Origin of the sequence: Stackebrandtia nassauensis DSM 44728 (assembly GCF_000024545.1) — a bacterium.
Lineage (GTDB): Bacteria > Actinomycetota > Actinomycetes > Mycobacteriales > Micromonosporaceae > Stackebrandtia > Stackebrandtia nassauensis.
Window position 1 is genome coordinate 1,328,932 of record NC_013947.1, and the last position, 14,261, is coordinate 1,343,192.

Annotated in this window: 12 protein-coding genes and 1 pseudogene; 4 read left to right on the forward strand and 9 right to left on the reverse strand. The window is 67.9% G+C overall.

The annotated features are described in order from the left end of the window. Positions 1-64: 64 nt before the first annotated feature. The 4 genes from SNAS_RS06185 to SNAS_RS06200 form a co-directional block, all read right to left on the reverse strand. Positions 65-2,209 (reverse strand): S9 family peptidase, encoded by a 2,145-nt coding sequence (locus SNAS_RS06185; protein WP_013016534.1) that lies wholly within the window; start codon positions 2,207-2,209, stop codon positions 65-67. A 47-nt stretch (positions 2,210-2,256) separates the two neighbouring features. Continuing rightward, the gene (locus SNAS_RS32460) at positions 2,257-3,825 is read right to left on the reverse strand and encodes a serine/threonine-protein kinase (RefSeq protein ID WP_013016535.1); all 1,569 of its coding nucleotides are present in this window, start codon (positions 3,823-3,825) and stop codon (positions 2,257-2,259) included. Between the two features lie 123 nt (positions 3,826-3,948). Beyond that, a complete protein-coding gene (locus SNAS_RS06195; protein WP_013016536.1) occupies positions 3,949-5,754 on the reverse strand; it encodes a S8 family serine peptidase in 1,806 nt (601 codons plus the stop codon). A gap of 205 nt (positions 5,755-5,959) precedes the next feature. Continuing rightward, on the reverse strand, positions 5,960-6,442 hold the full coding sequence (locus tag SNAS_RS06200; RefSeq protein WP_013016537.1) for a hypothetical protein: 483 nt from the start codon (positions 6,440-6,442) through the stop codon (positions 5,960-5,962). A 164-nt stretch (positions 6,443-6,606) separates the two neighbouring features. On the opposite strand from SNAS_RS06200, the pseudogene SNAS_RS37470 reads away from it, so the two are divergent. From SNAS_RS37470 to SNAS_RS06210, 3 genes and pseudogenes are all read left to right on the forward strand, one after another. Next, positions 6,607-7,527: pseudogene (locus tag SNAS_RS37470) on the forward strand (RNA-guided endonuclease InsQ/TnpB family protein); the annotation flags it as partial. A gap of 10 nt (positions 7,528-7,537) precedes the next feature. Further along, on the forward strand, positions 7,538-8,695 hold the full coding sequence (mqnC, locus tag SNAS_RS06205; protein WP_013016538.1) for a cyclic dehypoxanthinyl futalosine synthase: 1,158 nt from the start codon (positions 7,538-7,540) through the stop codon (positions 8,693-8,695). Positions 8,696-8,799: 104 nt separating this feature from the next. Then, complete coding sequence (locus SNAS_RS06210; protein WP_013016539.1) at positions 8,800-9,474, forward strand: hypothetical protein; 675 nt, start codon at positions 8,800-8,802, stop codon at positions 9,472-9,474. Positions 9,475-9,495: 21 nt separating this feature from the next. Here the strand turns inward: SNAS_RS06210 and SNAS_RS32465 are convergent, their stop codons facing one another. Genes SNAS_RS32465 through SNAS_RS06230 form a run of 4 tightly spaced genes read right to left on the reverse strand, consistent with a single transcriptional unit; the run spans position 9,496 to position 12,898 of the window. After that, a complete protein-coding gene (locus SNAS_RS32465; RefSeq protein ID WP_013016540.1) occupies positions 9,496-10,164 on the reverse strand; it encodes a TetR/AcrR family transcriptional regulator in 669 nt (222 codons plus the stop codon). Between the two features lie 10 nt (positions 10,165-10,174). Beyond that, positions 10,175-11,326 (reverse strand): RNA polymerase sigma factor, encoded by a 1,152-nt coding sequence (locus SNAS_RS06220; RefSeq protein WP_013016541.1) that lies wholly within the window; start codon positions 11,324-11,326, stop codon positions 10,175-10,177. After that, positions 11,323-11,733, reverse strand: a complete 411-nt coding sequence (locus SNAS_RS06225; protein ID WP_013016542.1) for a YciI family protein — start codon at positions 11,731-11,733, stop codon at positions 11,323-11,325. The genes SNAS_RS06220 and SNAS_RS06225 overlap by 4 nt, the downstream gene beginning before the upstream one ends. Before the next feature lie 37 nt (positions 11,734-11,770). Next, complete coding sequence (locus tag SNAS_RS06230; protein ID WP_013016543.1) at positions 11,771-12,898, reverse strand: serine hydrolase domain-containing protein; 1,128 nt, start codon at positions 12,896-12,898, stop codon at positions 11,771-11,773. Between the two features lie 83 nt (positions 12,899-12,981). Between SNAS_RS06230 and SNAS_RS06235 the strand changes: the two genes are divergently transcribed. Then, positions 12,982-13,467 carry an Lrp/AsnC family transcriptional regulator gene (locus tag SNAS_RS06235; RefSeq protein ID WP_013016544.1) on the forward strand — a complete coding sequence of 162 codons (486 nt, stop codon included), beginning with the start codon at positions 12,982-12,984 and terminating at the stop codon, positions 13,465-13,467. Here the strand turns inward: SNAS_RS06235 and SNAS_RS06240 are convergent. Next, positions 13,448-14,161, reverse strand: coding sequence for a TetR/AcrR family transcriptional regulator (locus tag SNAS_RS06240; protein WP_041625707.1), 714 nt, complete (start codon positions 14,159-14,161; stop codon positions 13,448-13,450). The two genes, SNAS_RS06235 and SNAS_RS06240, sit on opposite strands and share 20 nt — an antisense overlap. Between the last annotated feature and the right edge of the window lie 100 nt (positions 14,162-14,261).

The window sequence follows — 14,261 nt, forward strand, 5'->3', positions numbered from 1 at the left end:
CGCAGTCGAATCGACACTAGTCGATTCCATTGTGTTGTGGGACGGCCGATCCCCGGCGGCGGCGTCAGTCGGCGACGGTGGTGTCCATTCCCAAGGCGTTCAACAGGAATCGGGCCTCCTGACGGAACATGTTCACGGAGATGTCCGCGTCGAGCGGTATGTGGGTGGTGTTGGGCAGCGCCAGCAGCGTGTGCTCGCGGCCGGCCCGTTGCAGCGCGGCGGACAGCTTGAACACGTGCGCGGGGTGGACGTTGTCGTCCACGAGTCCGTGGATGAGCAGCAGCGGCCGGGTCAGGTTCGGTGCGTCGTCCAGAAGGGACGCGTCGGCGTAGGCGCCGGGGTGTTCGTCGGGGTGGCCCAGATACCGCTCCTGGTAGTAGGTGCCGTACAGCCTGGCGTCGCTGGGCGCGGCCCCGGCAACGGCGGCGTGGAAGACGTCGGGACGGCGCAGCACCGCCAGCGCGGCCAGGAAACCGCCGTAGGACCAGCCGCGGATCGCCACCCGGGACAGGTCCAGGTCGGGGTGGGTCTCGGCGGCGGCGCGCAGCGCGGTGATCTGGTCGTCCAGGACCGGCATGGCCTTGTCGAGGTAGATGGTGCGGTCCCAGGCGGGGCCGCGACCCGGGGTGCCGCGTCCGTCGGCGACGACGACCGCGAAACCCAGCTCGGCGAACCACTGCGACACCCGGTAACCGTGCTGGGTGGCCAGCACCCGCTGTCCGGCCGGGCCGCCGTAGGGATCCAGCAGCACCGGCAGCGGCTTCGAGCCCGGTTCGTGATCGGTGGGGAACAGCACCGCGGTGCGCAGCTTGGCGGATCCGGCCCGCAGCAGCGTGACCCGGGGCGTGAGCGACGCGGCCTCGGCGTGCGAGGCGATCGTGACCGGCTCCCGGTCGTCGCGCCAGGCGGTGACCGCGAAACCGGAATCCCAGGTGGCCGTGTGCGCCACGACGGTGCCGCCGCCGATGGCGGCCTCGTACACCACCCCGGAACCGGCCTTCTCGTGCCGCCCTGGGGAAGCCAGCGTGGCGACCCCGGAGCGGCCGGGCGCCAGCTGCACCAGGCCGGACGCGCGCGACCACGCCCACAGGTCGATCTCGGTGGGTTCGTCGGAGGCGCTGAACAGCACCACATCGCCGTCGACGCCGTGGACCTCGCGCAGTTGCAGCCCGTCGGGGGTCACCGCCTCGCCGTCGACCAGCAGCCGGTAGCTGCCGTCCACATTGGCGCCCCAGACGAGTTCGCCGCCGTCGGTGTAGGCCGGGACGCCGCGAAACGGCGTCACCCAGGCCGGGTCACTCTCGGCGCGCAGCGTCGTCAGCGCGCCGGTGTCGGGATCGAGGCGCCGCACCAGCAGCGAGGAGTGGTCGCGGCTCTGCACCGACACGACAGCGCCGCCCCGGCTCCAGTGCGCCGCGATCAGGTATTCATGGGCCTCGTTGTCCCAGTCGACGTCCACCGTGGAGCCGTCCAGGCCGCGGACACTGAGCGTCACCTCGGCGTTGGCGGTCCCGGCCGCCGGGTAGCGGATGGTCGTCGGCGCGGCCAGCGGATCGCCGGGATCGGCCAGGTGCCAGATCGGCACCCGCCGGTTGTCCACCTTGGCCACCAGCAGCCGGTCCCCGTCCGGGGACCACCAGAATCCGCGCAGCCGATGCATGTCCTCGGCGGCGGCGTACTCGGCCAGACCGTAGGAGACATCGGCGTCGTCGGGGATCGCCAGCGCCCGGTCGCCGCCGCCGTCGGCGCCGATGACCCGCAGCGCGCCCGAGGCCACGTACGCGATGTGCTCACCCGACGGGCTCGGCCGGGGATCGATCACCGGCCCGGTCGCGGGCAACGCGGTCAGCTCACCCGACAGCAGGTCCACCGTCCACAGTCGCCCGGCCAGCCCGATGGCCGCGACCCGCAGCCCCGCGTCGGTGGCGTAGTCGGTGACGCCCGCGGCCAGGTCCCGGCTGCGTTCCTGAAGCCGCCGCACCTCCTCGGGCACGTCCTCGCCGCCCGCCAGTTTCGCCGGATCGACCAGCAGTCGCTCCTCGCCGCTGTCCACGTCCACCGACCACAGTGACCTGGTCGCGTCGGTACCGCTGGCGGAACGGACGAACACCACCCGCTGCCCGTCCGGCGAGACCCGGACGTGCCGTGGGACACCGAGCGTGAACCGTCGGGTGCGGGCGAGCTGGCGCAGGAAGTCACTGTGGATCATGAGGGTCTCCCATCTCGAGGGTGCGTCATGCTACCCGCGAGGCGTCGTCACTCTACGGCACAGTCTTCGGCGGTACCGCTGTAGTAGAACGTGACCGTGGTCTTGTAGCTGGTGACGGTCCCCGGATTGGGCGACTGGTCGTAGATCTCGCAGAATCGCTGGGGGGAGTCCGACACGCCGACGGGTTTGTGGTTGTCGAAACCCTCAGACCTCAGGGTGTTGTCGCCCAGCAGGACATGCTTCCCGATCAGGTTGGGAACCTCGCCCTTCGGGGCGTCGTCATCGCTGGCGCCGCCACTGGTCGTGCCGGCGTCGTCGGGCTTGCTCATGGGATCGTTCTTCGGTCCCTTGTCGTCGCTGGCACCGGACGATGTGTCGTCGACGGAACTCTTGTCCCCGGTGGGGGTTCCGGTCCCGTCGTCCGCGACCGTCGACTGTGGCTTGCCGCCGTCGCCGAGCGAGGAAACGTCGACGGCCCACGGATTCCACGGTGCGGTGGCCACGGTCAGCAGCAGTCCGGCAACCAGTGTCACCAGGCCGGACGCGATGAGCGCGCGGCGATGCCGACCGGGCCGCAGCAGGCCCCGAATCCGCGCGTACCGGCCGGGACCGGGCGCGGCCGGTCGCTGCCGCGACGGCCTGATCGTCGGCACCCCGTCGCCGACGGTCGCCGCCTTCTGCCGGGGCCGTGGGATGGCGGCGGTGCCCAGTTCCCCGGGATCGTGCTCGCGGGTGAGCCGCACCGACTTGGCCGGTCGCGGAGTGTTCGGCTCCACCGCCGCCCAGCACGCCTGACCGAAAGCGGCGACGGATTCCCAACGGTCTTCGGGCTGCTTGCGCAGCGCCGTCATCACGGCCTCGCGAACCGGCGCGGGAATGTCGGCGGGCAGCGGCGGCGGTTCGTGGTTCATGTGACCGTTCATGATGGCGACCGGGTTGGTGGAGTGGAACGGCGGATTCCCGGTCAGGCATTCGTAGGCCACCACGCCCAGCGAGTAGATGTCGGCGGCCGGGGTGGGCTCCGCGTCGGCGATCTGCTCGGGTGAGGTGTGGGTGATGGTGCCCAGGACGATCCCGGATTCGGTGAGTCCCGCCTCGCCCAGCGCCCGCGCGATACCGAAGTCGATCAGCTTCACGCCACCGTCGTCGGCGATGAGAATGTTGCCGGGCTTGACATCGCGGTGAACGACGCCCGCCCGGTGCGCCGCGTCCAGTCCCTCGGCGGCCTCGGCGATGATGCGCATGGTTCGCGCCACCGGCAGCCGGTCGCGGTCGGCGAGTATGTCCGCCAGTGACGCCCCCCGTACCAGCTCCATCACCAGATAGGACCGTGGGCCTGAGGGGGTGACGTCCTCGTCGTAGTCGTGCAGCGTGGCGATACCGGGGGAGTTGAGCGCCGCCACCAGGGTGGCCTCGGCCCGGAACCGGGCTCGGAACCGCGCGTTGCGGGAGAACGCGGGGTGGAGCAGCTTGACCGCCACGGCACGACCGAGCCGGGTGTCGGTACCGCGCCAGACCTCGCCCATCCCGCCCTCGCCGATGGGGTGGTCGAGGCGGTACCGTCCCCCGATCAGGTCCTGGCCGGGGGACGGATGAGGTGCTCTCGCCGATTCCATCCGTGTGATTCCTCGTCAGTCGTTGAGGAAACTTGTGTACCGCAACAAGGTCGGTGAGCCCTCACCCGGGTCGGTCAAAAACGGGGCGAGGACGACAAGCGTCCTCGCCCCTGAGTGCCGCGATCACAGGGTGATGGTCTTACTGATGGACCCGGTGGCGCCCTTGTCATCGGTGACCGTGAGGGTCACCGTGTAGGTGCCGGGCCCGGGGTACGCGTGGGACGCGAACGACCCGGTGCCGGTGCTGCCGTCGCCGTACTCCCAGCTGTACTCCTCGACGGTGCCGTCGGAGTCACTGGAGGCGTTGGCGTCGAAGAAGCAGAAGCTCCACCACTGGCCGAAGCAGATCTCGGTGAACGAGGCGACCGGCTTCTTGTTGTCGCCGCCGTCATCGCCGACCGTCAGCGAGAACCCGGCCGTGCGGGTCGCGTCGGCCCCGGTACCGGTGATCGTCACCGAGTAGGTACCGGCGGGCGTGCTCGCCGAGGTGCTGATCGTCAACGTCGACGACTCACCCGAGTTGATGCTGGCCGGGTCGAAGCTGGCCTCGGCGCCGGACGGCAGTCCCTTGGCCGACAGCGTCACGGCCTGGGCCTGTCCCTTGGTGACCGTGGTGCTGACCTTCGTCGTGGTCGACTGTCCCGGGTCGACGGTCGCCTCGCCGGGGTCGGCGGCGATGTCGAAGTCGTTGTCCGCGGGCGGGTCACCGGTGATGAACCCGGTGTACAGCAACACGTTCGGGGAACCCGAACCCGGGCTGGTCACCTTGTCCTTGGTGCCGTTGTCGACGATCGCGTCGCGAACCTGCTGCGGCGTCGCCGTGGGGTTCTCGGCCAGGTACAGCGCCATCGCCCCGGCCACGTGCGGCGCCGCCATCGAGGTTCCGCTCATCGACTGCGAGGCGGTGTCGCCGTTGTTGGACGAGGAAGTGATCCCGGAACCGGGCGCGAACAGGTCCAGACAGGACCCGTAGTTGCTGTACGCCGTGTCACGCGAGTCGGTGCGGGTGGTGGCGCCGACCGTGACCGCGGCGGGCAGCCGCGCCGGGGTGGTGTTGCAGGCGTTGCCGTTGTTGTTCCCGGCCGCCAGCGAGTACTGGATTCCGGCGTCGATGGAGCGCTGCACGGCGTTCTCCATGGTCGCGTCGGAACCCGAGCCTCCCAGGCTCATGTTGGCCACCGACGGGCCGGACGCGTTGGCCGTCACCCAGTCGATGCCCTTGGCGATCTGGTCGCTGGTGCCGCTGCCGGAGCAGTTGAGCACCCGCACCGCCACCACGTTGGCCTTCTTGGCCACACCGTATTCGCTTCCGGCCGTGGTCCCGGCGACGTGGGTGCCGTGGCCGTGACAGTCGGAGGCGTCGGCGTCGTTGTCGATGAAGTCGTAACCCGACTTCGCCCGGCCGCCGAAGGTCGAGTGGGTCAGCCTGGTGCCGGTGTCCAGGATGTAGATCGTGGTGCCCTGACCGGCGCTGGCCGGGTAGGAGTACTTCTGGTCCAGCGGCAGGGCGTTCTGGTCCACACGGTCCAGACCCCAGCTGGGCGGGTTCATCTGGTCGTCGCTGACCGACACCTTGTGCACGGCCTCGACGTAGTCGACGTCCGGCTCGGCGGCCAGCCGCTTCGCGTCGGCCTCGTCCATGGTGGTGGCGAAACCGCGGATGGTGGCGTGGTAGGTGTGGTCGACGGTGCCGCCGTAGGCATCGGCGAGGTCACCGGCCTTGGACTTCACCGACTTGGCCTTGGCGGACACGTCGGAGTCGTTGAACACGACGATGTAGCGGCCGTCGACGACGTGGTCGCCGGTGGCGTTGAGGATCGTGGACTCATCGGCGTGCGCCGCCGACGATCCGGCGAGCAACACCGTGGTCGTCGTCAGCGCGATCGCGCCTGCCGCCGCTAGAAAACGGCGCGCGGAAAGGGGTCTCATGTGGGCGTTCCTCTCAGAATCGCGACCGGGCGAGTCGGGATTCTCAAAACGGGCGGTGCCTGACCGTCACCGGTCGGACTCAATAGTGATATCTAAATCTACTGATATCCATCCCCATTGGCAACACGCAATAACCCTTGCATTACACAGCGAATATCCCGCAGGTCAACGCCTAATTCGCTGATTCCCCAGTAGGCGCTCGACGCTAGTCAACTAGGACGGTCGCCTCGGCATTCTCGCCGTCGGGCCCGTATTCGACTTTCACCGGAAACCCGCCGGATTTCAGCTCCACTGTGCAGCCCTTCTTGGTCGCCAGACACTTCGACGCCTTCGTCTCGGAAGTCTCGGCCCCCACCTCGCTCAGCCACCGCGCGACCGCCTCGGCGTCGGCGGGCCCGGTCAGACTCGCCTCGGCTCGCCACGGCGTCGAGGACGCGTCCGTCGTCGACCAGCCGTCCGGCTCGCCAAGGCCGGTGACGACGTCATCCAGGTTCGACATCCGCATCCACCCCAGCGACCCGCCCGCGAACACCCCGCCCACACAACACATACACGCCAGGAAACCGCAGGTCAACAGCACGAAAGCCGTCGGCCGCCCCTTCGTGGGGACCTCAGTGACCGCTTCACCGGAATCCGCTTCGTCGGCGGCGCCGCCTTCGGCTTCAGAGGACGTGTCACTGGTCTTCATTTAGGGGCAGCCCATCCTTCCAGTGGATCGAGATAGCGATCATGAATTTGTGCCGTGGCTATTGTCGTACCTCGTGGGTAGGTTGCCGGACGTGCCTACGCCACTCAACTGTTCCGCACACGTCCGGTTCACATACCGGCTGCGGCTCTCGCGTGCGGCACGACATGCCGTGGCGAGTGAGTGGGATCGTTGTCGGTGGGTGTGGAACAAATGCGTTGACCGGTTGGCGATCCGAAAATCCATGGCTGAGCCAGGGGCGGAGCGTGCCTCAGCAACAGACGATCCGGGACTTCGCGAAGTCCCGGACCAAGGCTTTGATGGATATCAAGAGACGCCTACCAGCACAGCAGCGGGCTGGGATGCCGCGCTTCAAGAAAAAGCTTCTTGCCGCGCCCACCTTGAATTACACAAAGCGCGGCTTCCAGGTCAAGGATGGGAAACTGTGCCTGAGCGGTGGAATCGTCATCAATGTCGTGTGGTCACGCGAGCTACCTGGTGAAGCGAGTTCGGTGCGGGTCTATCGCGACCGCCTCGGGCACTGGTACGCCTCGTTTGTCGTACTTTCCAAACCTCACCCACTGCCTCCCACCGGCAAGGTGATCGGGATCGACCGGGGTGTGCGAGAGATCGCGACTACGACGAGCGACGATCATGACCTTCCGCATCCAGAGCACGGTAAGAACGCGGCGATTCGGCTCTGGCGAAAAAGGCGGACGATGCCGCCATCGGTGTGACCAAGACCGCGCTAATCCATATGGCCAAGAAGCACCTCCGAATTCTCCACTTGGTGAATCCGGCGTACACGACGACAGATTGCGGACTGTGCCAGGCAAGAACCACGCACGCACTTCCGCTGTCGCAACGCACTTATACCTGTACGAACTGCGGAAACGTTGCGCCTCGCGACAAGAATTCCGCGCGTGTGATCCTCAACCGGGCTGGTCTCAACCCGGCTGGTGTCGATCGCGTAAGACCCACTCGACCGTTGGTTTAGCGGGCAGCGTGAGCCAGAAATCCCCCTTCTTCATCGAAGGAAGGGGAGGAGTCAAGGAGGTGACTCTAATTGCGGCGTCAAGGCGTCGTAGTCTCGAAGGCGTGTCGACCGAGATCGCCGAAATCCTGCAGCGAGGCGCCGACGGCGGGCGCATCACCACCGAAGAGGCGCTGCTGTTGTACACCGAGGCGCCCTTCCACGAGCTGGGTGAGGCCGCCGACGCGGTGCGGCGACGCCGCTACCCCGAGGGGATCGTCACCTACCTGATCGACCGCAACATCAACTACACCAACGTGTGCGTCACCGCGTGCAAGTTCTGCGCCTTCTACCGGGCGCCGAAGCACAAGGAGGGTTGGAGCCACGACCTCGACGAGATCCTGCGTCGCTGTGCCGAGGCGATCGACCTGGGTGCCACCCAGGTGATGTTGCAGGGCGGTCACCACCCCGAGTTCGGGGTCGAGTACTACGAGGAACTGTTCGGCGCGGTCAAGCGCGAGTTCCCGCAGCTGGCGATCCACTCCATCGGGCCGTCCGAGATCGGTCACATGGCGAAGGTGTCGGAGGTCTCGATCGAGGAGGCCATCAAGCGCATCAAGGCCGCCGGGCTGGACTCGATCGCCGGGGCCGGGGCCGAGATGCTGCCCGAGCGTCCCCGCAAGGCGCTGGCGCCGTTGAAGGAGTCGGGTGAGCGCTGGTGCGAGATCATGGAGGTCGCGCATGGTCTGGGCCTGGAGTCCACCGCGACGATGATGATGGGCACCGGCGAGACCAACGCCGAACGCATCGAGCATCTGCGGATGATCCGCGACGTCCACGACAAGACCGGCGGTTTCCGGGCCTTCATCCCGTGGACCTACCAGCCGGAGAACAACCACCTCAAGGGACGCACCCAGGCCACCACTGTGGAGTACCTGCGGATGCTGGCCACCGCGAGGCTGTACTTCAACGAGATCGCGCACCTGCAGTCGTCCTGGCTGACCACCGGCAAGGCGGCCGGGCAGGTCTCGCTGCACATGGGAGTGGACGACCTCGGCTCGATCATGCTGGAGGAGAACGTCATCTCCTCGGCCGGTGCCCGGCACCGCTCGAACCTGCACGGGCTCATCGACATGATCCGCAGCGCCGGACGCGTTCCCGCGCACCGCAACACGCTGTACGAGCACCTGTCGGTGCACTGGACGCCGGAGGACGACCCGACCGACGAGCGGGTGCGTTCGCACGTGTCGTCCATCGCGTTGCCGTTGGTGGAGTCCACGTAGCGGCCACGGTGCTTTCGGGACGCCTCTTTAAGAACGCCTGAGTACCCTGTCGGCAGCGCGAAGCCGCCGCCAACCCCTCGTCGGCTTCATTGAGGAGACGACGAATGCTGAGGCGACGACTGCTCGAGATCATCGCGGTGGCGGCCGCGCTGCTCATCGGCGTGGTGGTGTGGGTGGTGAGGATTTCAGGTCCTGACTCCCCCGGCGACACCGACGCCGAACCCACCAACGTGGGTTCCGCCGTCGAGATCCCCGCCAAGGACATCCACGATGTCTCGATCGACATCGACCTGGAGGACATCTCGCTGGCGCTCGGTGACGACGTGGACGTGGCGGTCCACAACGAATCCGGGAAAGCACTCGCCAACGTCCAGTTCGACCTGAAGATCGAGGACCCGGGCGGCGACTTCCCCTACGTCGGGGTCACCGGTGGCGACGAGAACTGCGACTGGGACGAGGACGCCCAGAAGCGACGCCCCAAGGCCGAACGACGCGTGTGCGAGAAGCGTTGGGCCGCTGGGAAAGAATGGTGCAAACCGAAGATCGAGTTCCCGGAACCCTCGACGCGGCATTCATGGTGCTGGGGGACGCTCGACCCCGGAACCAATCTCTATCTGTACGACATGGGCCTTTCCACCGCCGAGGCTCGGGTCGACGAGGTCGCGCCCGAACAGGTCGAGGGCTACCCGGATCTGACCGTCACCGCCGAACTGAGTGTCGACGGCGAAGTCTTCGCCGACTTCAAAGGCACGATCACCGGCGACAAAGTACAACCCTGATACGGCGATTCCCGACCGAACCTAGTCGCGCACCACCGCGTTCAGGAAGAACTCCAGGTGCGCGTCGGCCCGGCGCCTGCCCTCGGCGCGGGACTCGTCGGTCCCGTGCAGGTAGACCAGCCGGACGAAACCCAAGGGCGCCAACAGTTCCCACATCAGCGACTCGCCGGTGACGGTGCCCGCGTCCAGTCGTTGTCGCACCCGGTCGGGCAGGTGTCCCGCCTTGGCCCACTCCGTGACCACCGGCCCCAGGGCGGCGGCGCCCTTGTCGATCATCGCGGTGACCAGGTCGCCGTTGCCGGGGATCTCCTCGCGCAGCAACAGCAGGCTGAAGTCGCGGGCGGCGGGGGTCTCGAAGTAGTCGAGGATCCGGCCCACCAGTTGGGTGAGGAAGGTCTCGGGATCCTGCGGCGGTGTCCCGGCCTCGGGCAGCAGTTCGGCGACCATGCCGTCCACGACGCCGGGACCGGCGCTGGCCAGCAGTTCGTCGTAGACGGCCTGTTTGCTGGGGAAGTGGGCGTACAGGCCGCCGTCGGACAGTCCGGCGGCGCGGGCGATCATGCGCACCGAGGTCGCGGCGAAACCCTTGGCCACGAACAGTTTCAGCGCGGCGTCCAGCAGTACCGTCCGGGTGTCGGTGGCCTCTTCCTTGCGGGGGCGTCCGGCCTTGCGGGGCTTCGTCGCGGTCATACCGACGATTCTAAGCGATCGATCGATTAAGTCGGTCGGCCTGTTTGACGAGGTGGTCGCGTTCGGCGGTGTCGCGGGCCCGCTCGGCCGCGCGGCGGTAGTGCTCGACGGCGGCGTCGAGGTTCCCGGCCCGTTCGTGCAGCCAGGCCCGCACCGCGTCGAGCCGGTGATGGTCGCCCAGCCGGGATTCGAGTTCCGCCACCGCTTTCAACCCGGCCTGCGGTCCGTCGACCTCGCCGACGGCGATCGCGCGGCTCAGCCCGGCCAGTGGGTTGTCGGCGATGGCGAGCAGTGCGTCGTACCACTGCAGGATCTGGGGCCAGTCGGTCTCGGCCGGGGTGCGGGCGTCGTCGTGCAGCGCGGCGATGGCGGCCTGGATCTGGTACTCACCGTGCCGGTCGTGGGCCAGTGCCGACTGCAGGATCCGCACCCCCTCGGCGATCTCGGTCTCGTTCCACAGTGTTCGATCCTGCTGGTCGAGCGGCACCAGCACCCCGTCGGCGTCGGTGCGCGCGAACCGACGCGCGTGGTGCAGCAGCATCAACGCCAGCAGTCCCGCCACCTCCGGTTCGTCGCAGGCCAGCAACAGCTGCCGGGTGAGCCGGATCGCCTCGGCCGCCAGGTCGACGCTGCCGGAGAAACCCTCGTTGAAGATCAGATACAGCACCCGCAGCACGACCGCGACGTCGCCGGGCTGCCGCAACGACTGTTGCCCGACGGTGCGTTTCGCACGGCTGATGCGTTGCGCCATCGTCGACTCGGGCACCAGGAACGCGTCGGCGATCTGTTTGGTCGTCAACCCTCCGACGGCCCGCAGCGTCAGCGCGATCGCCGAGGCCGGGCTCAGTTCCGGGTGGCAGCACAGGAACAGCAGCAACAGCGTGTCGTCGGCCTGCTCGGCCCGGCCCGGTTCCGGCTCGTGGTCCAGGGCCTCCTCGCGACGCCGCCGCGCCGCCTCCGACCGCCGCGCGTCGATCAGCTTGCGGCCCGCGACGGTCAAAAGCCAGCCCTTCGGATCGTCGGGAGGCGTCTCGCCCCAGGTGCGGTGCGCCTGCAACAGCGCCTCCTGGACGGCGTCCTCGGCGGTGGCGAAGTCGTTGCCGCGCCTGACGAGGATGCCCAGCACCTGCGGCGCCAGGACCCGGACGATGTCGGAGTTCACTCCTCGGCCTCGGATCCGTCGCCCATGATCGGCCGCACCTCGATCCACTCGTGCGAGGGTTTCCCGTTCGCGCTCGGCGCCGAGGAGATCATGGCCGCGATCTCGTGCGCCCTGGCCTCGTTGTCGACGTCGACGATGCACCAACCCGCGACCAGTTCCTTCGTCTCGGGGAACGGCCCGTCGGTCACCGGCGGCCTGCCGGGCCCGTCGTAGCGGACGTAGGTCCCCTCCCGCGCCAGCGCCTTGTGGTCGACCAGTTCACCCCGCTCGCGCAGCATGTCGAGCACCTGGTTCTGGAACGCCATGTGGGCGGCGAACGCGTCGGAGTTCCAGTCCTCGAACTGCGAGTAGTCCGGGTGCCGTTCCGGGCCGCCGGTGTAGTTCTTGAGCAGTAGGTACTTCGGCATCGTCGCTCCTTAGGTCCGTGGCAGCCATTGTGCCGCGTCAGTCGACCTCGCCGCCCATCGCCAGCTGGTACAGCGTCGCCAGCGCGGTGTCGATGGCGTGCGGTCGCGGCCTGCCCGCCTCGTCGAGTGCGTTCCACCGCTGCAGGTTCACCGCGACGGACAACTGCCGCCGACCGTCGGCGCGGATCATCGACAGCGTCCCGGCACCCCACACGGTGCCGCCGTGTCCCCAGTAGACGCCACTGCCGGGAACCTCCATCGGGTGCAGGCCCAGGCCGTAGTCGATGAGCTTGCGCTCCTGCGAGATGACCGGGACGGTGCGCCGCATCTGCTCCAGCGACGCGGGGTCGACGATCTGTCCGGCAAACAGCAGTGCGAAGAACCGGTTGAGATCCGCGACGGTCGATATCAGTGACGCCGACGGCCCCACCCACGACATGTCGTAGACGCTGTAGTCGCGCGGCGGGTCGATCATCCCGAACCACGACTCGTACATACGGGAGTGCGGCCCGTCGACGTGGGTTCCGGACGCGAGCACGGTATCGGCCAGACCGGCGCGCTCGATGACGTCGCGGGTGATGCACTTCTCGGCCATGGCACCGGTGACGTGCTCCAGCAGTTCACACAGCAGCAGGTAGTTGGTGTTGGAGTAGGTCCCCGGCGTCGCGCCCGGTTCACTGGCGGCCGGGGCGTTGACGCCCATCGCGATCAGCTCGACGGAATCGAAGCGGGTGAACCGGAGGTCGTCGAAACTGTCGGGTGTGGTTGCCGCGATCACCGGATACGCCTTCAACGACGGATACGCGTAGGGCAGGTATTCCGGGAAACCGCTGGTGTGGTTGAGGAGCATCCGCACGGTGATCGCCGCACCGCGCGCTCCCGGGACCAGTCGCGGCAGGTAGTGCCCGATCGGCATGTCGAGCCCGATCTGACCACTGTCGACCAGTCGCAGCACGGCGGCGGCGGTGAAGGTCTTGGTGACGCTGCCGACCCGGTGTCGCATGTCGACGGTGATGGGGCGGCCGGTGGCCAGGTCGGCGACGCCGGCCGCTCCGCGCCAGACCTCGTCGCCGTCGCGCACCTCGGCGAACAGGCCCGGCATCCCGGCGCGGTGGACGTTTTCCAGGGCGGTTCGCAGTGCCGCCGGGTCGAGGGGTGTGTTCACGACAGGGGTCCTTTCACGCGGATGATTTCGCTACCTCAGGTATCGATACCTAAGGTAGCATAACCCGTGCGCAATAATGTCGCATGCCGTCATCGCTGGTCCTGGACGAGATCGACCACCATCTGCTCGATCTGCTGCAACACGACGCCGACCGCACCCTGCGCGAGTTCGGCGACGACGTCGGTCTGACCCCCAGCGCCGTGCAGCGCCGCATCGCCCGCTATCGCAAGGCGGGCCTGATCTCCCGGCAGGTGGCGATCCTGGACCCGCACCAGCTGGGGCCGACGGTGCTGGCCAGCGTGATGATCACGCTCGTGCACGAATCCCTGGAGCACCACAAGCAGTTCACCGACCGGATGCGCGCCACCCCCGAGGTGCAGCAGTGCTACCTGATCGCCGGGCCGTGCGACTATCTGGTCCTGTTGGCCGCCAACAGTCCCCGCCATTGCAGCCAACTGGGCAACCGACTGTTCAAAAGCGACGACAACATCAAACGCTACGAGACGTCGATGGTGTTCGACACCATCAAGGCCGGGCTGACGATCCCGCTCACCGACCGCTCGGGGTGAGGTTCAGCGACCGCAGCGTCGCGGCGAGTTCGTCGCGGTAGAGCTTCGCGGGTCGCGCGGTCTGGTACCGCAGGTGCCCGTAGATCTCCAGCGACACCAGTCCCTGGAACCGTCCCCACAGCCGCAGCGCGAGTGCCAGCACGCCGGGCGGCTGGTCGGGGAACGCCTCGCGAACCTTGCCCACCAGACCCTTGTCGAAGTCCGACCAGCGATAGCTACTCGCGTCCTTGTCGTGGACCCGCGGCCAGGCGCCGACGGCGAGCCCCACGAGTCCCAGGCAGGCGCGATGCTGCGCTTCGGGAGCGGCGCCGCCCTCGGGGGGCTGGTAGTCGCGCACCGGGTCGCCGTAGATGAGCCGGAAACCCTCCGGGTTGGCCAGCGACCAGGACCGGAAACTCTCGCCCCACGCCTGGATGCGCCCGGCGGGATCGTCGGCGGGATGGGCGTCGCGGGCCGTCTCGACGGCGTCCACCAGCGAGGTGTAGAGCTCGTCGATGAGCGTCGTTATCAGGTCGTCGCGGGTGGCGAAGTAGCCGTAGATCGCGTTGGGTGTCATGCCCATCCGGCGCGCGATGGCGCGCAGCGTGATGGCGTCGGGGCCGCCGGAGGACATCAGTGACAACGCCGTGTCCTTGATCTCGGCGGTCGTCTGCTCCCGCAGTCGCTGTCGTCGGCTCGGCTCGCTGGTTCCCACGGGATCACTGTACAGCGTCGCCGAACGATACAACACTCAAAAACTTCACGGTGTATAGTTTTCGCACACCGCACACCCACCCCTCGGGAAAGGCACCCGC